18 protein-coding genes and 1 pseudogene are annotated in these 21,351 nt (G+C 72.2%); 3 read left to right on the top strand and 16 right to left on the bottom strand.

The features are described from left to right. The first annotated feature begins 40 nt into the window (after positions 1 to 40). The gene (locus ASG70_RS13000) at positions 41 to 619 is read left to right on the top strand and encodes a bacterial proteasome activator family protein (RefSeq protein ID WP_056884284.1); all 579 of its coding nucleotides are present in this window, start codon (positions 41 to 43) and stop codon (positions 617 to 619) included. Positions 620 to 659: 40 nt separating this feature from the next. On the opposite strand, the gene ASG70_RS12995 is transcribed toward ASG70_RS13000, so the two are convergent. The 4 genes from ASG70_RS12995 to ASG70_RS19355 all read right to left on the bottom strand — a co-directional run bounded on the left by ASG70_RS12995 (position 660) and on the right by ASG70_RS19355 (position 5,245). After that, complete coding sequence (locus tag ASG70_RS12995; RefSeq protein WP_056884283.1) at positions 660 to 1,949, bottom strand: MFS transporter; 1,290 nt, start codon at positions 1,947 to 1,949, stop codon at positions 660 to 662. Continuing rightward, on the bottom strand, positions 1,946 to 2,752 hold the full coding sequence (locus ASG70_RS12990; protein WP_056884282.1) for a DUF6498-containing protein: 807 nt from the start codon (positions 2,750 to 2,752) through the stop codon (positions 1,946 to 1,948). The genes ASG70_RS12995 and ASG70_RS12990 overlap by 4 nt, the downstream gene beginning before the upstream one ends. Before the next feature lie 125 nt (positions 2,753 to 2,877). Continuing rightward, on the bottom strand, positions 2,878 to 4,554 hold the full coding sequence (locus ASG70_RS12985; protein ID WP_056884281.1) for an FAD-binding dehydrogenase: 1,677 nt from the start codon (positions 4,552 to 4,554) through the stop codon (positions 2,878 to 2,880). Between the two features lie 10 nt (positions 4,555 to 4,564). Further along, positions 4,565 to 5,245, bottom strand: a complete 681-nt coding sequence (locus ASG70_RS19355; protein WP_056884280.1) for an HAD-IA family hydrolase — start codon at positions 5,243 to 5,245, stop codon at positions 4,565 to 4,567. Positions 5,246 to 5,374: 129 nt separating this feature from the next. Between ASG70_RS19355 and ASG70_RS12975 the strand changes: the two genes are divergently transcribed. Continuing rightward, on the top strand, positions 5,375 to 6,931 hold the full coding sequence (locus ASG70_RS12975; RefSeq protein WP_056884279.1) for a metallophosphoesterase: 1,557 nt from the start codon (positions 5,375 to 5,377) through the stop codon (positions 6,929 to 6,931). A 28-nt stretch (positions 6,932 to 6,959) separates the two neighbouring features. On the opposite strand, the gene ASG70_RS12970 is transcribed toward ASG70_RS12975, so the two are convergent. From ASG70_RS12970 to ASG70_RS12955, 4 genes are all read right to left on the bottom strand, one after another. Beyond that, on the bottom strand, positions 6,960 to 7,871 hold the full coding sequence (locus ASG70_RS12970) for a sucrase ferredoxin (RefSeq protein WP_056884278.1): 912 nt from the start codon (positions 7,869 to 7,871) through the stop codon (positions 6,960 to 6,962). Next, positions 7,868 to 9,121, bottom strand: coding sequence for a JmjC domain-containing protein (locus ASG70_RS12965; RefSeq protein WP_056884277.1), 1,254 nt, complete (start codon positions 9,119 to 9,121; stop codon positions 7,868 to 7,870). Before ASG70_RS12965 ends, ASG70_RS12970 begins: the two co-directional genes overlap by 4 nt. 33 nt (positions 9,122 to 9,154) lie before the next feature. Further along, positions 9,155 to 9,445, bottom strand: coding sequence for a hypothetical protein (locus ASG70_RS12960; protein ID WP_056884276.1), 291 nt, complete (start codon positions 9,443 to 9,445; stop codon positions 9,155 to 9,157). Between the two features lie 154 nt (positions 9,446 to 9,599). Beyond that, positions 9,600 to 10,001, bottom strand: coding sequence for a YkvA family protein (locus ASG70_RS12955; RefSeq protein ID WP_056884275.1), 402 nt, complete (start codon positions 9,999 to 10,001; stop codon positions 9,600 to 9,602). 149 nt (positions 10,002 to 10,150) lie between these two features. Between ASG70_RS12955 and ASG70_RS12950 the strand changes: the two genes are divergently transcribed. Then, complete coding sequence (locus ASG70_RS12950; protein ID WP_056884274.1) at positions 10,151 to 11,209, top strand: SGNH/GDSL hydrolase family protein; 1,059 nt, start codon at positions 10,151 to 10,153, stop codon at positions 11,207 to 11,209. Between the two features lie 116 nt (positions 11,210 to 11,325). Here ASG70_RS12950 and ASG70_RS12945 read toward each other — a convergent pair whose 3' ends face one another. From ASG70_RS12945 to ASG70_RS12910, 8 genes and pseudogenes are all read right to left on the bottom strand, one after another. After that, positions 11,326 to 12,606, bottom strand: coding sequence for a sugar ABC transporter permease (locus ASG70_RS12945; RefSeq protein WP_056884273.1), 1,281 nt, complete (start codon positions 12,604 to 12,606; stop codon positions 11,326 to 11,328). Beyond that, positions 12,603 to 13,406 carry an ATP-binding cassette domain-containing protein gene (locus ASG70_RS12940; protein ID WP_056884272.1) on the bottom strand — a complete coding sequence of 268 codons (804 nt, stop codon included), beginning with the start codon at positions 13,404 to 13,406 and terminating at the stop codon, positions 12,603 to 12,605. Before ASG70_RS12940 ends, ASG70_RS12945 begins: the two co-directional genes overlap by 4 nt. Before the next feature lie 155 nt (positions 13,407 to 13,561). Continuing rightward, positions 13,562 to 14,653 (bottom strand): sugar ABC transporter substrate-binding protein, encoded by a 1,092-nt coding sequence (locus ASG70_RS12935; protein WP_056884271.1) that lies wholly within the window; start codon positions 14,651 to 14,653, stop codon positions 13,562 to 13,564. Positions 14,654 to 14,746: 93 nt separating this feature from the next. Beyond that, positions 14,747 to 15,943 (bottom strand): ROK family transcriptional regulator, encoded by a 1,197-nt coding sequence (locus ASG70_RS12930; RefSeq protein ID WP_082590738.1) that lies wholly within the window; start codon positions 15,941 to 15,943, stop codon positions 14,747 to 14,749. A 133-nt stretch (positions 15,944 to 16,076) separates the two neighbouring features. Further along, on the bottom strand, positions 16,077 to 17,927 hold the full coding sequence (locus tag ASG70_RS12925) for a glycoside hydrolase family 3 protein (RefSeq protein ID WP_056884270.1): 1,851 nt from the start codon (positions 17,925 to 17,927) through the stop codon (positions 16,077 to 16,079). 40 nt (positions 17,928 to 17,967) lie between these two features. Beyond that, positions 17,968 to 19,596, bottom strand: a complete 1,629-nt coding sequence (locus ASG70_RS12920; protein WP_056884460.1) for a glucoamylase family protein — start codon at positions 19,594 to 19,596, stop codon at positions 17,968 to 17,970. Positions 19,597 to 19,682: 86 nt separating this feature from the next. Beyond that, positions 19,683 to 20,504 carry a carbohydrate ABC transporter permease gene (locus tag ASG70_RS12915; protein WP_056884269.1) on the bottom strand — a complete coding sequence of 274 codons (822 nt, stop codon included), beginning with the start codon at positions 20,502 to 20,504 and terminating at the stop codon, positions 19,683 to 19,685. A 7-nt stretch (positions 20,505 to 20,511) separates the two neighbouring features. Then, a pseudogene (locus tag ASG70_RS12910) lies at positions 20,512 to 21,351 on the bottom strand (carbohydrate ABC transporter permease); the annotation flags it as partial.

Below are 21,351 nucleotides of genomic sequence, written 5' to 3'. Positions count from 1 at the left end.
CGCGAGGTACCCCACCGACAGACTGGGGCAGGATGGACGCATGAGCTCCCTCACGCCGAACTCCCCTGACGACGCGCCCTCCGACGGCGGTGACCAGCCGCGCGTCGTCGTGGTGACCCAGGACGGTATGGGCGTGCACCCGCACGACGGCGAGGAGGACGGGCCCACCAACCCGGCCGACCTCGTGGAGCAGCCGGCCAAGGTGATGCGGATCGGCTCGATGATCAAGCAGCTGCTCGAGGAGGTGCGCAACGCCCCGCTCGACGAGGCCGGACGCGCGCGCCTCGCGGAGATCCACCGCCGTTCGATCAAGGAGCTCGAGGACGGCCTCGCGCCCGAGCTGATCGAGGAGCTCGAGCGGATCGCGCTGCCGTTCGAGGAGGGCCACGCCCCGACCGACGCCGAGCTGCGCATCGCCCAGGCACAGCTCGTGGGGTGGCTGGAGGGCCTGTTCCACGGCATCCAGACCGCGCTGTTCGCCCAGCAGATGGCAGCCCAGCAGCAGCTCGCGCAGATGCGTCGCGCCCTGCCACCGGGCCACCCCGAGCAGCCGGGCCCGGGTGTGCCCGGCGTGCGCCCCGACCTCGGCGAGGGCGGCCCGACCGGCCAGTACCTCTAGTCGGCAGCCACCTCGCGCAGCCACCCCGGCGCGACGACCTCTAGCCGGTGACCGCCTGGGTCGCGGCGATCCGGCGCAGCGGCGACGTCCACGCGAAGGCCGCCGCCAGCAGCCCGACGCACACCAGCGTCACCATGGCAGGACGCACCGCGGTGGCCGCGGCCAGCGCACCGCCCGCGACCGAGCCGAGCGTCCAGCCCAGCCCCCACGACAGCATGCGGCCGGCGGTGTTGACCCGGCCGAGCAGGTGCTCGGGAGTCTCCTGCATGCGGTAGGTCAGCGACGTGACGAGCACGAGCTGGTAGGCAACGCCCCAGACCACCATGCCCACGCTCGCGAGGACCCACCCCGGGGCGAGCGCGGTGGCGATGCCGGCCAGTGCGGAGACAGGTATGGCGCCGAGCGTCACCTTCGCGACGGGGTACCTGCGCAGCAGCCTCGGCACCAGGGCCGAGGCGAGCACTCCTCCCACACCCCACACGGCGAAGACCAGGCCGAACCGCCAGCCGGAGGTGCCGATGTGCAGCACCTGGTCGGCCCACGGCACGAACAGCGCGACGAACCCGGCCCCGGCGATCGACTGCAGGCCGCCGATGACGGTGTTGGAGCGGACGCCCTCGTGCCGCCACAGGAACCGCACCCCCTCCCGCACGTCGCGCAGGACGACCGCGGGACGCAGCGGCTCGAGGCTGTCGCGGGTCGAGGACAGCGCACGGCGGATCGCCCGCACCAGCAGCGCCGACACCAGGAACGTCAGCGCGTCGAGCGCGAGCAGGGTCGAGGGGTGCGCGACTGCGAGCGCCAGCCCGACACCGGCCGGGACGACGAGGTCGAGAACCCCGCCCACGCCCCAGATCGCGGCGTTCGCGTCCCCGACCCGCTCACGCCCCACGAGGACGGGGAGGGCACCGAAGTTGGCGCCGTCGAAGAACGTGAACAGGCTCTGCGCGACGAACCCCGCGAGGAGCACGTGCGGGATCGTCAGCACGCCCAGCCAGTGGGCCACCGGGACCGAGCCGATGACGACGACGTTGGCGAGGTCGGCGGTCACCATGACGCGCTTGCGGTTCCACCGGTCGCTGAGGGCGCCGGCGAACAGGCCCATCAACAGGTAGGGCAGCGCGTCGAGGGTGGTGACGACGGCCGTCAGGCCCGGTGAGCGCGTGAGCGTGTAGACCAGCACCGGCATCGCGACCACGGTGATGAGCGAGCCGCCGACGGACACGGTGCGGGCCAGCCAGTAGAGCCGGAAGTCGCGGTCGTCCAGCAACCGTGCGCGCGGCGGCTGGGGGCGTGAGCGCCCGGGCGCTCCGGCCACGTCGTCGGTCATGCGGTGGAGTCTGCCTCAGCCCGGCGGGCCGACACGGACCCGCTCGGTCGGGGGTCGAGGAGCCCGAGCACGTCGACGAAGAGCTTGGTGCCGATGAGCACCACCGCCGGGACGAGGCTCATGGTCGGCGCCTGCGGAAGCGGCCCGCCGTGGAAGAAGTCCCCGAACCCCAGGTCGACCGCGGCGTTGAGCGACTTCATCCCACCGGTGAGCTGCAGGAAGGCGAACGTGGCGATGAGGGAGACGTGCAGCACTGCGAGCCGGCGCTTCGAGTCGGCACCGACGGCCGTCGCATCAGGGTCGTGCCGGCGGCCGCCACCGATCCAGGGCAGGATCGTGGCGACGCCGTGGCTCGACCACACGACGGCGAACAGGACCAGGAAGCTCGCCAGGGTGCCGCGCGTCCCGGTGGTCATCGCCAGCGAGATCGCGAACATCCCGTGCAACACCGAGGCGAAGCCCAGCATCCCCGTCAGGCCTACGACGGCGATCCACCGCGCCGCCTCACCGGTCACCGGCGTGACCTCGCTGCCAGAGCGGAAGGACACGGCTCCCGGCTTGTCGTAGAGCCGCGTCGCGGTCAACGCCTGGAACACGAGCCAGAAGTAGACGGCGATGTTCTCGAGCCAGAACGCGATGAGCACGTCACCCGCGAGCCAGGTACCGGTCGCGACTGCGTACAGGGGCGCGAGGTTGGCCACCAGGACCGTGAGGAACGCAGCCACCGCTCCTGCGCGGGGCGAGGCCCGCTCGATGACGGCGACCAGAGCCTGCAGTCCCAGCACCCGCAACAGCACGCCCACAGCGGCTCCCCCCTCGTATGACGCAGGGAGGCTAGCGCCCACGGCGCTACGTCATGGGCCGTTTCAGCCGCTGACCGGCCGAACGGTGCACCGCCCGAGAGCGGACGCGATGGCCCTGCCGTGCGTCACCCGACGGCTGCGGCCGCGGCGCGGCCGGCGACCCGGCCGGAGAAGATGCAGCCGCCGAGGAAGGTCCCCTCCAGCGCCCGGTAGCCGTGCAGCCCACCGCCGCCGAACCCCGCCACCTCACCGGCGGCGTACAGGCCCGGCACCGGCTCGCCGGATGCCGACAGCACCCGCGCGGACAGGTCGGTCTCGAGCCCGCCGAGGGTCTTGCGCGTGAGCACGTGCAGCCGGACGGCGATCAGCGGCCCGGCGGCCGGGTCGAGGATGCGGTGCGGGGCGGCGGTGCGGATCAGCCGGTCACCCCGGTAGCGGCGGGCGCCGCGCAGGGCGGTCACCTGAGCGTCCTTGCCGAAGTCGTTGTCGAGCTGGCGGTCGCGCTCGACGATCTGGCGCTCGAGGTGGTGGCGGTCGAGCGGGGCGTGCGGCGTGAGCGCGTTCATCTTGTCGACGAGCTCGCCGAGGGTGTCGGCACTCACGAAGTCGGCCCCGCGGTCGAGGAACGCCCGCACCGGCGCGGGCATGTCGGCCCGGGCGCGGCCGAGGACGTCGCGTACCGACTTTCCGGTGAGGTCGGGGTTCTGCTCCGAGCCCGACAGCGCGAACTCCTTGCCGATGATCCGGCTCGTGAGGACGAACCAGCTGTGGTCGTGCCCCGTGCCGCGCAGGTGCGCGAGCGTCCCGAGGGTGTCGAACCCGGGGAACAGCGGTGGCGGCAGCCGGTCTCCGTTGCCGTCGAACCACATCGAGCTCGGCCCGGGCAGGATCCGGATGGCATGGGAGGGCCACACCGGGTCGTGGTTCTCGATGCCCTCGACGTAGTGCCACATGCGATCTCGGTTGACCAGGTGCCCGCCCGCGTCCTGTGTGATCGCGAGCATCCGTCCGTCGACGTAGGCGGGGACGCCGGTGAGCATGTGCTCCGGCGGGGTACCCAGCCGGGCGGGCCAGTTGGCGCGCACGAGGTCGTGGTCGGCGCCGATACCCCCGCTGGTCACGACCACTGCCTGCGCGCTGAGGTCGAAGTCGCCGACGGCCTCGCGGGAGGTCGGGTGGCCGCGCTCGGCCTCGTCGGCCACCAGACGGGTGCCGCGCACCCCGGTGACCGCGCCGTCATGGGTGACCAGCTCGTCGACGCGGTGGCGGTGGCGCAGCTCGACGCGACCGGAGGCGACGTGCTCGCGGACCCGCCGGAGGAAGGGCTCGAGGACCCCCGGGCCGGTGCCCCACGTGACGTGGAACCGCGGCACCGAGTTGCCGTGGCCGGAGGCGGTGCCGTCGCCCCGCTCGGCCCAGCCGACGACCGGGAACCAGCGCATGCCCTGGTCGTGCAGCCAGCGACGCTTCTCCCCGGCGGCGAAGTCGACGTAGGCACGCGCCCACTGCTCACCCCAGTGGTCCTCGCCGTGGCGGCCGTCGGGGCCGGGGGCCGCCCGGTCGAACCCGGCCGAGCCGAGCCAGTCCTGCAGCGCCAGCTCTGCGGAGTCCTTGATCCCCATGCGTCGCTGCTCCGGGCTGTCCACGAGGAACAGGCCGCCGAAGGACCAGAAGGCCTGCGCACCGAGGTCGGCCGGGCCCTGCTGGTCGAGGACCACGACGCGGCGGCCGGCGTCGGCGAGCTCGGCGGTGGCCACGAGGCCGGCGAGGCCGGCGCCCACGACGATGACGTCAGCGTCCATGCCGGCCAACCTACGCGGCGGCCACGACGCCCGTCAGTCGAACCCGGCCGCCGGCCGGGGCGAACCGCACCTCCGCCAGGGTCGCCACGACCGCGTCGGCGACCAGGTCAGCGGGCTCGGTGGTGGTCGTCACGGCGAGGGTGGCGCAGCCGGCCGCCCGGGCCGCCTCGAGGCCGCCGGGGGCGTCCTCGACGACGAGGCAGTGAGCGGGGTCGACCCCGAGTCGCTGCGCCGCCAGCAGGAACGGGTCGGGGTGCGGCTTGCCCCGGTCGACGTCGCTCGCGGTCACGACCACCCGCGGGACCGGGAGGCCGGTGGCCGCGATCCGGGCGTCGGCCAGCACCCGGGTGCACGAGGTGGCGATCGCGCAGAGGTCCAGGTCGCCGGTGAGGGCGGCCAGGGCGTCGAGCGCCCCGGGCAGGATGGTGATGCCGTCGGTGTCGGCGGTCTCGATGGCCTCGATGCGCGCCACGGCGGCGTCGACCCGCTCGGGCGGCAGCAGCTGCTCGGCGATGCCCCGCGCCGGGACGCCGTGGAAGCCAACGAGCCGGCGCGGGTCCACACCCTCCTCGTCGGCCCACCGCAGCCAGCTGCGCACCACCACGGGGATCGAGTCGATCAGCGTCCCGTCCATGTCGAAGAGCACGGCGGCGAAGTCTCGCCCGTCCAGCGGTCCCAGGGTTCGCGGCATACCGGACAGGGTAGGCAGCCGATCCTCCGACCGCTCGACGGTTACGGTGGGTGGGTGAGCACGCCCGCGGACCCTCCACGGCGCGGGGGTGGTCTGCGCCGGGGAGCTCCACGGCGCACCGTCGTCCGCGTGACGGCGCTCCTCGCACTGTTCGTGGGGTGCGTCGTCGGCGGGGTCGCCGCGACCACCCTGTTCCCCACGTCGGTCGACACGCTCAACTACGGCGCCACGCTGCGGCTGTCAGTGGACCCGCACGACATCGGCACGATCCAGAGCCCGACCGTCTTCGGCGACATCCACCTCGACTTCGCGACGCCGGTCCCCACGCCCGGGGTACTGGCCAACGTGCACGTCAAGGAGCACATCACCGACCTGCTGTCCCGGCCCAACATCTCGGTGCGCTCGCTGCAGCCCGGGCCGCTCGAGCTCGAGGCGGCGGCGCGCCACGCGGCCATCGGGCTGGCCTGGCGGTTCGCCGGTGGCGCCCTCCTGGTGGTGCTCCTCGCGGTCGGGGCCTACGCCGGCTGGGCCCGGCACCTGCCACGGCCCGGTCGGCTCGCCACCGTCACCGCGTGCTGGGTGGTGGCGTGCGGGGTGACGTTCGCGAGCATCGGCTTCGGCTACCGTCCCGAACGCCTCGACCGGTTCACGACCACCGGCATCCTCGGTGCGGTGCAGCGCAACGCCGACCTCCTGGAAGGGGTCGAGACGCGGGCGGAGCAGACCACGCCCTACCTGAAGAACCTGCTCGCGCTGTCGTCGGCGCTGCAGGACAAGTACGCGCCCCAGGCCCTCGGCCGGCCGGTCGCCGCGCGGCTCCTGCTGGTCTCCGACATCCACGGCGGCAACCAGTACGCCCTGATGAAGACCATCGTCGAGCAGGAGCGCGTCGACGCCGTCATCGACAGCGGCGACCTCGTCAACTTCGGCACCGTGGCCGAGGCGCAGGCGGCGGGACTCTTCGACGGCATCCGCTCCCTCGGCGTGCCCTACCTCTTCGTCAAGGGCAACCACGACGCCCGCTCGGCCACCGACACCGAGGTGCTCAAGGCCCTGGCCAAGGTCCCCAACGTCGTCCTGCTCGAGCCCGACGCCGACAGCTACACCGTCCAGACGATCGGCGGGGTCCGCATCGCCGGGTTCAACGACCCCCGCTGGTTCGGCGACGACAACCGCGACAACGCCGCCAAGCAGAAGGGACCCGCCGCCCGGTTCACCGCGGCCATGGCCGACCTGCCCGCGCCGGACGTCGTCGTCGGGCACGAGCCCGGGGCGGTGAGCGCGATCGAGGCGGCCGGTGTGAAGATCCACGGGCACCTGCACAGCGATCGCCTGGAGGGCAACACGATCGGCGTGGGCACCTTCACCGGCGGCGGACCGTTCAGCCACTTCCTCGCCGGCGCCCAGGGCGAAGAGCTGACCGGGCAGCCGTCCGCGTTCGACGTGGCCGCGTTCGGGGAGGACTGCCGGATCGCCTCGCTGACGCGCTACCAGTTCCGCAACGTCATCGAGGGCCGGCCGGCCTATGACGACGTCACCCTGATCAACGGGTCGCGGATCGAGCAGTCGGCACCGCCGGCACTGGCGCCGGTCGGCGACGCGACCTCGACTCCCACCGCGGAGCCGCGGACCTGCTCGGCCTCCACCGAGCCGTCGACCGAACGCGTGGCCGCGCCCGCCCCCTGACGGGCGGTCGGGCCGACCGGCGCGACGGTCAGGGTGCCTGTTCGGCCGACGGGATGCGCAGCGCGTCGACGACGTAGCGGAACGCCGACGACGGCGCCTGCGCGCGGCAGGTCAGCAGCTCGGCGGGAGCCGCGACCCGACGGACGTCCGCCTGGACGAGCAGGGGGAGCCGTCCGCGCCCGTGCAGCGTGACCGTCCAGGTGGCGTCACCGGTCCGGTCCGCAGTCACCGACCGCACGTCGCCCAGGCCGCAGGGCCGGTACCGCGTGAACGCGGCGGACAGCGCCGCCTGCACCGCCGGCGGCTCGGTCGAGACCCCGCGGAAGTGGGCAGCCGTGACGACGCCCCGCAGGTGGGCCGCCACCACCTCCTGGGCCGAGTCCTCGTCGAGGTTGCCGTAGCAGGCGCCGTCGGGCAGCACGAGCACGTTGGGCGCGAACCGGTCGCCGCCGACGTGCGTGCACTCCCACGTGTGGTCCGGCCAGCGGGCGGCGAGCGCCCCGGCGACCGGTCGCCCACGGACCGCGCAGCAGGTGTCGTGGAGCCCGTGGGTGCACACGAGCACGAGGGGCTGGGGCGGCCGGGCATGCGCTGGCGGGGCCGGCCCGTCGAGCATCACCTCGGCGGCGCGGAGCAGGTCCTCCGGCCGGCGCCAGGTGCCCCACTGCTGGGTGCCGTCGTGGTCGACCACGGCCCACTGCTGCACCGCCCGGCGTGGCCGCCGACCGGTGCGCCGGATGAGCAGCACCCGTCCCCGTGTCGCGAGTGCCGCCTCGTGCAGCGCGGTCGCGACCCCACCGGACAGGCCGGTGCTGTCGAGCGCCCTGACGGCCCACGGCCCACGGTGCTCGACGAGCAGCCACCGCTGCGCCCGAGCTGCGGAGCCCTGCAGGGGGTCTGCTCGCAGCCGGGCCTCGGTGGCGCAGTGGTCGGCGGTCACGCCGCCACGGCGATACCGGCCAGCACCAGGCGGCGGGCGAGGTCGAGACCGAGGTGACCAGCCGTCGCGGTGCCCACCTCGAGGAACGACCGGACCGCTGCCACGTCGCCCTCGTCCACGCGTACGGTGCCGGCCCGGCTGCGCAGGACGGCCCCTCCGCTGCTCGCGGGGGTGAGGGTCGGCGCGAGGTGCGGCCGCACCTCCAGGGCGGTGTCGTCGCGCAGGGAGGAGGCCAGCGCGTGCTGGGCCAGCGGGCCCATGGGTGCGGCGCGCTGGGAGCCGCGCGAGGCGGCGACCATGGCCGCGGTGAGGTCGGCGGCGTCGACGTCCTCGAGGGCGCGGGCCAGGGCCGCCCGGACCAGCTCGACATCGGCCCCGAGGGCGGCCGGGTCGGAGAGGTCGGCGCCCATCGGCAGCGACGCCCGCACCTCGGGGTCCTGCGCCGCCCTGGCCAGGGCGGCGGACACCAGCTCCTGGGCGAGGTGGTGCCGGTTCCAGGTGTGGACCCCGATGGTGAGGTGGGTGCTCACGCCCCCGAGGGCCGTGGCCGAGTGGAGGTAGCCGCGCGGCAGGTAGAGGCAGTCACCCGGGGCCAGGGTCGTCTCGACCAGCGGCTCGGCCTGCGCAGCGAGCTCGACCGCCTCACGGCGGTCGGTCCAGGGCTGGTCGCGCAACGGCCGCGGGTGCACGGGCGGCCTGATGCGCCAACGCTTCTCGCCCGAGATCTGCAGCACGAAGACGTCGTGGACGTCGTAGTGGTCGCTGAAGCCGGTGTTCTGCGGCGGGGTGATGTAGGCGTTGACCTGGGTGGGGTGCCCGAGGTCGGCCGCCAGCTGCTGGGCGAAGTCGACGACCGGCTCCCACGTGCGGTGCAGGCCCTGCAGGACGAGGGTGGCGCCGTCGGCGAACTCGCGCAGGACGTCCTCGTCGCTGGCCTGGTCGGCGATGCCGGCCCCGGTGCCACCGCTGCGCGTGAACCTGCGGTCCGTCAGCGTCGAGCCGCCCTTGGCCATGCGCAGGAACGGCGTGCGCAGCCCGCGCCGCGACACGAGCTCGTCGACGGCCGCCTCGGAGAAGAGGTCGTCGAACGACGACGGCAGGTCAGCGCTGCGGGTGAGCAGCGGCTCGACACCCCAGTGGTCGCGGGCGAAGGCGTCGGGGTCCGTGGCGACGAGTCGGCGAAGGGCGGGGTGCCCGCTCGGGAGAGCGGGCACCCCGGACCCTGCCACCGAGCCTCGGGTGGCGGTCATGTGCGCAAAGTCGGCAGTGGTCGTACGACGAGGTCAGAGACCGCGCTCGACCTCGTCGGCGCCGCCGTCGGCACCACCGTCGTGGCCACCGGGGTCCGCCCCGCCGTCAGCCGGGCCCTCGGCACCGCTGTCAGCTCCGCCGTCCGCACCGCCGTCGGCGCCACCGTCCGCACCGCCGTCGGCGCCACCGTCGGCGCCACCGTCAGCACCGCCGTCCGCGCCACCGTCCGCACCGCCGTCCTGGCCGCCGGGGTTGGCGCCGCCGTCCGCCTGGCCCTCGCCGGCACTCAGGTCGTCGGTGGGGCTGCTGGGGGTCTCGCTCATGGCTCTGCTCCCTCTGTCTCGGGTGACGGGCGTCGTCGCACCGCCGGTGTCCTTCCTATGTCACATCCCGGTACGGCGCCACCGGTGGAGCGTTCGTTTCCGCTGGTCAGGGTGCTCGTGGGGCTGGACGCCCGTCGTGGGACGTCCGTCCTTCCTACCCGGGGAGGCCGGCGACCTTGCGCAGGGCCTCGAAGCCGTCGTCGGTCCCGCGCCAGTGCCGCCGCAGCTCGGACAGGCCCACCACCCGGACGACCGACCGGAGCGTCCAGACGACCACCACCACGTCGTCCGCGTAGCCGATGACCGGCAGGAAGTCGGGGACGAGGTCGAACGGCAGCGCGAGGTAGCCGAGGAGCAGCGCCAGCCGGACGCGGACGCCGCGCGGCTGGCTCCGGTCGGCGGCCAGGTCCCGCAGCAGCCGCAACAGGTCCGGGAGCAGGCGCACCGACTCCTTCAACAGCGACCCGCGCGGCCGCACGACCAGCAGGGCTGCGACCACCGCCAGCCAGGTGACGAAAAGGCCCGCGACGACCGCCACCACCAACTCGCGCCACATGCGGCCAGTCTCGCAGGGCCGCTCCGTCGCCGACCGCGCCGGTCATGGCGCGGTAAGAAGTTGGCAAGGGTTCGGCGCCGAACCGTCATGGGCCACCCCCCGGTCCTACTGTGCGAGCACCGTCACACCGAACCGCAGGGGAGATGTCAATGGCGATGACCCGGACGTTCGGCGCGATCGCGGCACTGGGGGCCGCCTCTGCGCTGACTCTTACAGCACTACCCGCGCAGGCCGCGGGATCCTATGTCGCACTAGGCGACTCGTACTCGTCCGGAACGGGGACGCGGTCCTACATCAATGACGGCACGTCGTGCCAGCGGTCGGTGTACGCCTACCCCTCGCTCATCGCGGCGAGCAAGGGCCTGACCCTGAACTTCCGGGCCTGCTCGGGTGCCACCGTCGCAGACGTGACCAGCACCCAGCTCAGCGCGCTCTCGGCCTCGACGACGAAGGTGAGCATCTCCGTCGGCGGCAATGACGCCGGGTTCGCCGACGTCCTCACCGAGTGCGCCCAGCCCGGCTGGGCCAGCGACTGCAACGGCGCCATCGACGACGCGCAGTACATCATCGACAACGTCCTGCCCGCCCGGCTCTCGACGCTGTACTCGTCGATCCGGGCCAAGGCGCCGAACGCCAAGGTGGTCGTCGTGGGCTACCCGCGCATCTTCATGGGCGAGGACTGCAACGCGTTCACGTGGTTCTCCCCCGCCGAGGAGACGCGCCTCAACGCGATGGCCGACCTGCTCAACAGCAAGACCTCGGCCCAGGCGTCCGGGAAGGGCTTCACCTTCGCCAACCCGACGAGCCGCTTCGTCGGCCACGCCGTCTGCGACAGCCCCGAGTGGCTCAACGGGCTCTCCAACCCGATCACGGAGAGCTACCACCCCAACATCGCCGGGCACCGCGACGGCTACGCCCCCACGGTCAGCACGCCGCTGACCGGCAGCGCCTTCAGGTCCACGGCGACCACCCTCCGCCTCGCGTCGCAGAGCGCGGACCGCCTTGCGACGCAACAGCGCCGGTATGCCGCGACTGACGCCTCCATCACGCCGAAGGAGTTCCGCGCGCCCGACCTCGGGTCACCGCAGATGAAGGCGGCGGCGAAGCGCGCCGGTGTCGACCTGTCGAGCCGGGCGAGCATCGATGCCGCAGACCGGATGTGGTCGGCACGCCAGGCGAAGCAGGCCCAGGCGCAGGCAGCCCGCTGACGCAGACCAAACCGCTCACGCACACCCGCTGAAGCACGAACCGCTGGAACACGAGTGCGGCGCCACACCGTCGAGGTGTGGCGCCGCGCTCGTCTGTCGGAATCGGGCGCGCAGGGTCAGGCGCGGCCGTGCGAGGCCCGGCTCCGACGGGACAGCGAGTCGATGATGACCGCGAGCAGCAGGACGCCACCGGTGATCATGTAGCGCTCGGGCGACCCGAGGTTGACCAGGCTGAGGCCGTTGGAGATCGACTGGATCACGAGGATCCCGAGCAGGGCCGAGTACGCCGTGCCACGACCGCCGAAGAGGCTGGTGCCGCCGATGACCGCCGCAGCGATGGCGTTGAGGTTGACGTCACCGCCACCACTGCTCTGGTTGGCTGCGGCGAGGCGCCCCGCTGCGAGGAGGCCACCGAGGGCGGCCAGCGACGAGCAGAACACGAACACCGAGACGTAGACGGCGCGCACGTTGATGCCGGCACGGCGGGCGGCCTCGACGTTGCCGCCGATGGCCAGGACCGAGCGGCCCCAACGGGTGCGCCGGATCACGAAGTCGAAGACCACGACGAGGGCGACGAACAGCAGGAACATGTAGGAGACGCCGCGGTCGCGGTTGAGGATGTAGACCGGGATGGCCAACAGCAGGAGCAGCGCGACGGCGCGCACGGCGAGGGTGACCACCGGGGTCGTGGACAGCCCGGCAGCCGCGCGACGCTGGTTGGAGCGCAGTCGCGTGGCGGCGTACACCGCTACCGCGGCGACCACGACGACGTAGGCGGCGGCGTCGGACAGGAAGCTCGCCTGCGCGAACTTGACCAGGCCGGAGTCGAACGGGATGTTGATCGACCCCTCCTGGCCCAGGACCTTGAGCTGGAGGCCGAGGAAGCCGAGGAGACCGGCCAGGGTGATGACGAAGCTGGGCACCCCGAAGCGCGTGTAGAGGAGCCCGTAGACCGCTCCGATGACCGCACCCGAGGCGATCGCGGCGAGGATGGCCAGCGGCAGCGACCAGCCGTGGCCGACGAACCCGACTGCGAGGATGGCCGCTGACAGACCGCTGATCGACCCGACGGACAGGTCGATCTCGCCGAGCAGCAGCACGAGCACGATGCCGAGGGCGATGGTGCCGGTGGCGGCGCTCTGCTGGGTGAGGTTGACCAGGTTGCGGCTGGAGAGGAAGGCGCTGTTCTGCATCTGGAACGCGCCCCAGATGACGATGAGCCCGACGACGACCGGCAGCGAGCCGAGGTCACCGCTGCGCAGGCGGGAGAGGAAGACGCGCAGGAAGCCACCGATGCCCTGGGAGGCGATGAGGCGCTCGTCCTGCAGGTCGGCGGGCAGTGCGGCGGTGGCGTCGGCGGGAGCCTGCGCCTCGGGGGTCGGCGTGGACGCGCTCATGACTGCTCCTCCTGCGACTCGCGGCGGGCGGCCCGCTGCGAGACGGCGTTGGTCGTCGCCCCGGTGATGGCGGCGATGATCTCCTGGCTGCTGGTCTGGCTGACGTTGAAGACGCCGTTGTTGCGGCCGAGCCGCAGCACGTTGACGCGGTCGGCGACCGCCATGACGTCGGACATGTTGTGGCTGATGAGGATGACGCCGAGGCCGTTCTCGCGCAGCCGCTCGACGAGGTTGAGCACCTCCGCCGTCTGCGCGACACCGAGGGCTGCCGTCGGCTCGTCGAGCATCACGACCTTCGGCGCGCCGAGCAGCGAGCGGGCGATCGCGACGGTCTGGCGCTGGCCACCGGAGAGGCTGGCGACGGGGATGCGGACCGACGGGATCTTGGCGCTCAGCTGGCGCAGCAGCCGCCACGACTCCTGCTCCATGGTCACCTCGTCGAGCGCGCGGCCGGTGTAGAGCTCGCGGCCGAGGAACAGGTTCGCCACGACGTCGAGGTTGTCGCAGAGCGCCAGGTCCTGGAACACCGTGGCGATCCCGAGCTCCTGCGCCTCCGCCGGGCTCGACACCGAGGCCGGCAGGCCGTCGAAGGTCATCGCGCCCTCGTCGGGCGTGTAGACGCCGGCGATGGTCTTGACGAGCGTCGACTTGCCCGCGCCGTTGTCACCCACCAGGGCGACGACCTCCCCGGCGTGGACGTCGAAGTCGATGTCCTTGAGCGCCTGCACTGCGCCGAAGCGCTTCGATACACCGGACAGCGACAGGACGGCTGTCGTCGCCGGCGAGAGGGTCGCGGTCATGTCAGTCCTTCAGGTGGTTCCGGGTGGGGCTGCGACGCCGAGCGAGGGCGGTCGCGGTGCGGTCCCGCCGCCCGCCGCGGGGCGGGACGACGGGGTACGCAGTGAGCCCGTGGGTGGGACGGCCGCATCGGCACGCCCCACCCACGGGAGACGGGTCAGCTCAAGCCTGCCGCGGTGCACGCGGCAGCGAAAGAGCCGGTGCAGATGTCGGCCACCTTGTAGACGTTGTCCTTGACGATGGTGTCCTTGACGGTGTCCTTGGTGACGGCGATCGGGTCGAGGATCGTCGACGGCACACCCTCGACGTCCTTGGTCGACGCCGGCTTCTGCTTGTTGGCGAGGGCGATCGCGGCCTTGGCTGCGGCCTCGGCCTCCGGCGGGACCGGCTTGTAGATGGTCATCGCCTGGTCGCCCGCGAGGATCCGCTGGATGGCGGCGAGCTCGGAGTCCTGGCCGGTGACGGGCGGCAGGGGCTTGACGCCGCCGGCCTTGAGGGCGGCGATGGCGCCGCCACCAGTGCCGTCGTTGGCCGCGTAGACGCCGACGAGGTTGCCCTTGACGGCCGAGATCTGGCCCTCCATCCAGGCCTGCGCCTTGTCGGGGCTCCAGTCCGGGGTGTCGTACTCGGCCGCGACCTTGAAGCCGCTCGAGTCGATGACGCTGTGCGCGCCCTTCTTGAAGCTGGCGGCGTTGGGGTCGGTGGGCGAGCCGTTGATCATGACGATGTCGCCGGAGGTCTTGCCGCCCTTCTTGATGATGTCGACCAGCGTCTGGGCCTGGATCTTGCCGACGGTCTCGTTGTCGAAGGACACGTAGTAGTCGACACCGGCGATGAAGCGGTCGTAGGCGATGACGGGGACGCCCTGGCTCTTGGCACTGGCGGCGATCGCCGCTGCGGCCTTGCCGTCGACCGGGTCGAGGACCAGGACGTTGGCGCCCTGGGTCAGCGCGGCCTCGGCCTGCTGCTGCTGCTTGCTCGCGTCCTGGTCGGCGTTGCTGTAGATGATCGAGCACGAGGCGCAGTCCTTCTTGACGGCGGCCTGGAACAGCGGCCGGTCGAAGGTCTCGTAGCGGGTCGTCTTGGACTCGGGCAGGAGGAGCGCGATCTTCTTGGCGCTGCCGCCACCGCCGCCGGAGGACGAGCTGCTGTCGGAGGAGGAGCCGCTGCCGCCACAGGCGGCGAGGGTCGCGATGCCGAGGCCAGCCACGAGAGCGGCCCCGGTGAGACGAATGGATCGGGTGGGCATTGCTGAACTCCCTTGGTCAGACACCGGCATCCACGGTGGTGCGGGCGTGGGTCGAGTTAAGCGCCGCAACCCCATTGACGTCAAGAGTTGAATTCAAGACGTGACCACAGGGCTGACCAGCGCGCCCTCGGTGGCGGGCAGCAGGGCCCCGGCAGCCACCAGCGCGCCCACGACGTCGGCGTCCGTGTCGAGCTCCCCGAGGCGCACGACCAGCGAGGCGGTCGCACTGGGTATGGCGCAGCGCTCAAGTGAGGCGCGCATGGGCGTGGTGATGATCGCCCCCACCTTGGAGAGCTGCCCCCCGAGCACGACGACCTCGGGGTTGACGAGGTTGACCACCCCGGCGACGGCCACCCCGAGGTGGCGTCCGGCGTCCTCGAGCACCCGGCGGCAGCCTGCGTCCCCGGCGAGGGCACGGTGGATGACGTCGCGCAGGCTCAGGGGGCCGTGCGAGGCGGCAAGCGACTCGAGCAGCCCCCGCGACCCGATGTAGGTCTCGAGGCAGCCGCGGTTGCCGCACCGGCAGACCGGACCGTTCTCGTCGATCGTCAGGTGCCCGATCTCCCCCGCCGTGCCCGCAGCACCGCGGAAGATGTCGCCGTCGAGGATGAGCCCGGCGCCCACGCCGTGCGACAGCTTGATGTAGACACCGTGCTGAACCCCTTGCAGCACGCCGCACCTCAGTTCGCCCAGCGCTGCGAGGTTGGAGGTGTTGTCGACGTCGACCGGCGCCTGCAGCCGCCCGGCCATCTCCTGCCCGACAGCGACCCCTCGCCACCCCGGGAGGATGCTCTCACTGCCCACCTGGCCTGACACCCGGTCGACGGGCGCGGGGATGCCGACGCCGACCGCGCGGACGTCGCCCATGGTCTTGCCGGCCTTCTCGACCAGGTCCAGCAGCAGGCGTACGGCGCGCTCCATCCCCTCGTCGGCGGCGTGGTCCGCGGGCAGCGGCATGCGCTGGCGGCCGATGATGTCGCGCGGGCCGGTGCCGATCGCCACCCGCACGTCGCGGTCGCCGAAGGCGATGCCGGCCAGCAGCGTGTTCCCCGTGGCCAGGGAGACGAGGACGGCGCGACGGCCGTTGCGGATGCTCGGCTCGAGCTCGACCGCCCCCACGGCGTCGAGGTCCTTGACGACGTTGGAGACCGTCGCCGGGCTGAGGCCGGTGAACCCCGCGATCTCCACCTGGGTCATCGCACCCTGGTCGCGCAGGGCCTCGAGCACGCGGAGCCGGTTGGCTTCACGCAGCGACGCCTGCGAGCCAGGGGCCGCCGTGGATGGGTTCACGGCTTAAACATAAGGGGACGGGGCCTGCCTTGGGTAGACCCGACACGGGCGGACGGACCGGGAGCGTGCCGGGACGCGGGGCACCGGGCCCCGACGCTGCAGCAGGGGGTCGGCAGGTCGGGGCCCGGTGGTCTCAGGAGGGGTCGCGCAGGGCGAGCCCGTGGCCGAAAGGGAACAGGGGGTCGGCGAACCCCGGGACGTCCTCGCCCTTGCGCCGGACGTCCTCCATCGAGCGCGGCAGGTCGAAAGGCAGCCGCCCCACGGGTGGGATGGTGCCGGTGAGGGCGTCGAGCAGCGCTGCGTCCGACGTCCCGTAGCTGCCGACCACCGCACTCGCGAAGGTCAGCAGCGGGGTCAGCACCGCCGGCCGGTCGAGGACGACGTCGACGACCAGCGGGCAGTGGGCTGCGACGCGGGCCAGCCGCGCCACCAGGCCGGGCGGGAAGTCCAGCGAGCCCTGGTGGAACCATGACTCGAGGAACAGGTCCGACCGGGGCTCGAACGGCGCCATGAGCCGCACCAGGGCGACGTCGGCCTCCTCGGGGGTCGCCACGCGGGTGCCGACCGCGGCCAGCGCCTCGTCCGAGACGTTCTCCGCGTAGACCTTCCGGCCACGAGCCAGCGGCAGGACGGGGGCGAGGTCGCCGGAGCCGTCCTGGAGCACCGTCACGGACCGGGCCTGCGCGGCGTACCCCGCCTCGCGGAAGTCCTCGCGTCCCACCGTGGTGGCGGCGAGGTCCTCGTCGACGTAGGGGTCGTCGAACAACCCGAGCCGGAACTTCACCGCGAGCAGGCGGCGGGCCGACTCGTCGATGCGCTCCTCGGTCACCCGCCCCTCCTTGACGAGTTCGAGCAGGATCTCGACGCACTCCTCACCGCCGAACTGGTCCGCGCCGGCGTGCAGGATCAGCTCCATCCGCCCGTGCGGGTCGAGGTGCTCCACCCCCCACGCCCTGGCCGGCAGCACCTGGTCGCCGACGTGGTTGTCGTTGACGAGCTCCCAGTCGGTGACGACGACACCGTCGTAGCCGAGCTGCTCACGCAGCAGGCCGGTGACGATCTGGCGGTTGTAGCCGAACCCGACCTCCTCGATCGGCTCGCCGCCCAGCACCAGCCCGACCGGCATCCCGTAGTAGGGCATGATCGCCGCGGTCCCTGCCTCGATGATCGGCGGGAACGGCTTGAGGTGGTCGCCGAACCGGTCCCCGGGGTAGACCTGCTCGCGGCCATAGGGGAAGTGCGCGTCCTCGCCGTCCTTCTGCGGGCCGCCGCCCGGGAAGTGCTTGCTGGTGCACGCGACGCTGTCCGGGCCGAGCGCCTCCCCCTGGAATCCCTTGAGGTAGGCGACGCCGAGCTCGGTCACGAGGTCGGGGTCCTGGCCGAACGTCCCGGCCTGCCGCGCCCAGCGCGGTTCGGTGGCGAGGTCGAGCGTCGGGTGCAGGGCGGCCCGGATCCCGACGGCGCGGTACTCCTTCCGGGCGATGTCGCCGAACGCGCGCACGGCCTCGGCGTCCCGCAGCGCGGCGAGGCCGAGCGGCTCGGGCCACTGCGAGAACGCCTTGGCGGTGAAGGAGACCCCGGCGTTCTCGATGAACGCGTGCCGCGGGTCGGTGGACACGGTCACCGGGATGCCGTGCGGCGTCTGCTCGGCCAGCGCCTGCAGCGCGTTGTGCCACCGGGCCGCCATCCGGGCGTCGTCGAGCGCGTGCACGTTGAAGTGCGTGAGGTGCTTGCTGAGCACCACCTCGCTCGTCGGCGACTTGCTGATGGCCCCGGGGTGCTCGAGCACCGTGCCGTCGGTCCCCGCCTCGATGACGGTGTGGAACATCAGCCCCGCCTTCTCCTCCAGCGAGAGGCGGCCCAGGAGGTCCTCGACGCGCTCCTCGACGGGCAGCCGGGGGTCCTCGTAGGGGTCCATCCGGCCGTTGCCGTTGAGGTCGCGGTAGGCGACCCCCTCGGGTGAGGTCTGGCGTTCCGGCTGCATCGGTTCCTCTCAGTGGTGGTGGGGTGTGGCGGTGGGGTCGTCAGGCGCGGCCCGCGCCGAACTCCTCGAGCCCGATGACCGGGCGCAGGGCGCGCTCGACGTCCCTGGTGCTGAAGGCGCGTCGGATCACGTTGTCCCCCAGCACGTTGCCGATGGCGCCCATGACCATGGCCTGGTCGAGGGACAGGAAGCGGCGTGCGATCGTGCCCGACCGGACGGCCACGGCGTCGAAGAAGCCACCCGCACCGTACGCCCCGAGCTCGTCCTCGATCTTCGCCAGGTTGGCGAACGCCTCGGCGGGCTCGTGCATCATCGCGAGGAAGGACGCGTGCGGCGTGACGACGCCGTCGCCGAAGGCGGGGTGGGGGTTGGTGCCCTCGCGGCAGTCGCCGAACCCGGCGTCCACGTTGGTCTTCTCCTTGTCCGAGAAGTAGCCGTCGGGGTTCATGCCGAGCTGGTCCACGCCGTACTCGCGGTAGTTGTCGAACGGGTCGCTCGACGGCGAGATACCCCAGTAGCCGTAACCCGCTTCGAGCAGCCCGTGCTCGCGCTGGGCCCGGACGTGCAGCGGGTGGTTGAGACCCCAGCTGCGGGGCGCCCAGCTCGACTCGGGCACGAAGACGTCGGGCATGAGCTCCTCGAACATGCTCCCGCCCCAGCCGGGGACGATGTGCATGCCGCGGTAGGTGTAGGCGCCCTCGTAGACGTCGAGGCCCAGGTAGGTGCGGTGCTCGCCGACGGGCTGCATCTCGGGCCAGGCCCAGTCGCAGGTCTCGGGGAAGGTGCGCCACATCGCGTAGTACTGCTCACCCGGGATCTGCCCGGTGAGGATACCGAGGTAGCTGGTGATGCGGGTCTCGGAGACCGTGGTGTCGTAGTGGTGGTTGGTGTACCAGACGTCGGGGCCCGAGCCGATGTGGTTGCCGGTGTAACCGGAGAACCCGGGCGGCGGCGGGGCGTCGTAGAACCCGCCGTGGATGAGGCCGCCGGGACGCACCCCGGGGTGCGCGGTGTCGTTGTCGTAGAACATGTCCCAGCGCATCCGGCCGAACAGCCGACCGGCCACCGGGGCAGCGCCGGGATCAGCCGACATGACGACCCGCAGGGCGGCGCCGAGCCAGCCGTTGTCGACGCTGGACAGGAACGGGTAGACCCGGTCGCCGGTCCCAGGCCACGCGGTGAGCTTGGCGCCCGTCGCCTCGTCGTACCAGTTGTAGTACATGCCGCTCGGCTCGTGGTGCTCCATCCGCGACAGCGTGTGCAGCGTCTGCAGCAGGCGCCGGGTGCACTCGCCGCGCGAGATGATCCCGAGCTCACGAGCCACGACGGCGGACCAGAGGTAGCCGCCGATGTTGGTCGGCGAGGTGTACCCGGAGCGGTCGCCGGCGGTGAGACCCTCGCTGATGTTGTCGGCCGGCAGGCCGGTCCCCGGGTCGGTCATCGCGACCAGGCTGTGCCACGTGTCCGCGGCCCAGCGGCGTACCCGGTCCTGCTGGGCGGCGGTGGAGGTGGCGGCCCCGCGTACGAAGGCCGGAGCCCCCTTGGTGGCCCCGGCGAGGGTGGGGGTCGCGGCCGCGCGGCCGGCGGTGAGGCCGACGGCCGCGGTGGCCGTGACGCCGACGAGCAGCTGTCGGCGGGAGGGGACGTGGAGGGGTGCCGTCTGTGCCATGAGGTGGAGCTCCGTTCGGTGGGGGTTCACCGGGCCACCCGAAGGGGGCCGGTGTCGGTCACGGTGCGTTCACTGGTGGAGGTCGGTCACTTGATGCCGGTGGTGGCGATGCCCTCGATGAAGCGGCGCTGGAAGGCGAGGAAGATCGCGAGGACGGGGATGACCACGACAGTCGCCCCGGCGAGGAGCAGGCCGTACTGCGTGGAGTTCTGGCCCTTGGAGTAGAGGGCGAGGGCGACCGGGAGGGTGTACTTGCTCTCCTCCTGCGCGACGACGAGGGGCCACAGGAAGTTGTTCCACGAGCCGAGGAAGGTGAGGATCCCGAGCGTCGCGAGGGCAGGCCCGCACAGCGGCAGGAAGATCCGGCCGAAGATGCGCAGCTCGCTCGCCCCGTCGACCCGGCCCGCGTCGAGCAGGTCGCGGGGCAGGCCGCTGATGTACTGCCGCATGAGGAAGACGCCGAACGGGCTGACGAGGAACGGCAGGATCAGACCCGGCAGGCTGTTCGACAGGCCGACGTTGGTCACCAGGACGAACAGCGGCACGAAGGTCACGACCCCGGGGATGAGCAGGGTGCCCATCACGAGGAGGAACAGGGCCCGGCGACCCGGGAAGTCGAGCATCGCCAGCGCGTACCCGACCATCGAGCAGAAGATGAGGTTGCCGGCGGTCACGGCGACGGCCACGACCGTCGAGTTGACGAAGTACTGCGAGAAGTTGAGCCGCGAGAACAGGCGCGTGTAGTTGTCGAGCGTCGCTGCCTGCGGCCACCATGTCGGCGGGTTCTGCAGCAGCTCGCCCTGGGTCTTGAAGCTGCCGAGCACCATCCACACGAACGGCGCGATCACGGCGAGCAGCGCCAGGGTCAGGACGATGTAGAGCCACCACTGGGAACGGGTCCGGGTCATGACGTCCTCACGTGTTCTCTCGCAGCAGCCGGAACTGGATCGCGGTGACGACGGCGACGATGACGAAGATGATGTAGCTCATCGCCGCGGCCAGCCCGTAGTTGCCGAACCCGAACTGCCGGTACGTGTACATGGACATGGAGATCGTGCTGTTGAGCGGGCCGCCGTTGGTCATGACGAACGGCTCCTCGAAGAACTGCAGGTAGCCGATGCCGGTCGTCACGGAGACGAACAGCATCGTCGGGCGCAGCAGCGGCAGGGTGATGTGGCGGAACCGGCGCCAGGCCCCGGCACCGTCGATGGCGGCGGCCTCGTGGAGCATCCACGGCACGGCCTGCAGCCCGGCGAGGAAGATGATCATGCCGGTGCCGAAGTTGCGCCAGGAGGCCATGAGGATGAGCCCGGGCATGGCCCAGTGGGGGTCGCCGAGCCAGTTGGGCCCGTCGATGCCGACCCAGCCGAGGGCGGTGTTGATGAGGCCGTAGTCGCGCTCGAGCAGGAACCGCCAGACCACGGCCACCGCGACGATCGAGGTGATGACGGGGGTGTAGAAGCCGAGCCGGAACAGGCCGCGCAGCCGGCGGATGCCCCGGTCCAGCGCCACCGCTGCGGCGAGGGCCATCAACAGCGTGAGCGGGACGCCCACGACGACGAAGTACGCGGTGTTGAGCATCGCCTTGCGGAAGACGGGGTCGGAGAACGCCTTCGCGTAGTTCTCGAGCCCGACGACGTCCACCGCGAACGGCGTCCGCAGGTCGCGGGACCTGGTGTCGGTGAAGCTCATGAACAGCGACTGCAGCACCGGCCACGCCGTGAAGACGAGGAAGAGCAGGCAGAACGGCAGCGC

It is taken from the genome of Phycicoccus sp. Soil748 (assembly GCF_001428025.1).
In the GTDB taxonomy this organism is placed as follows: domain Bacteria; phylum Actinomycetota; class Actinomycetes; order Actinomycetales; family Dermatophilaceae; genus Pedococcus.
Note: the sequence above shows the minus strand (reverse complement) of the source record. Positions and strands in the feature narration are given on the sequence as shown.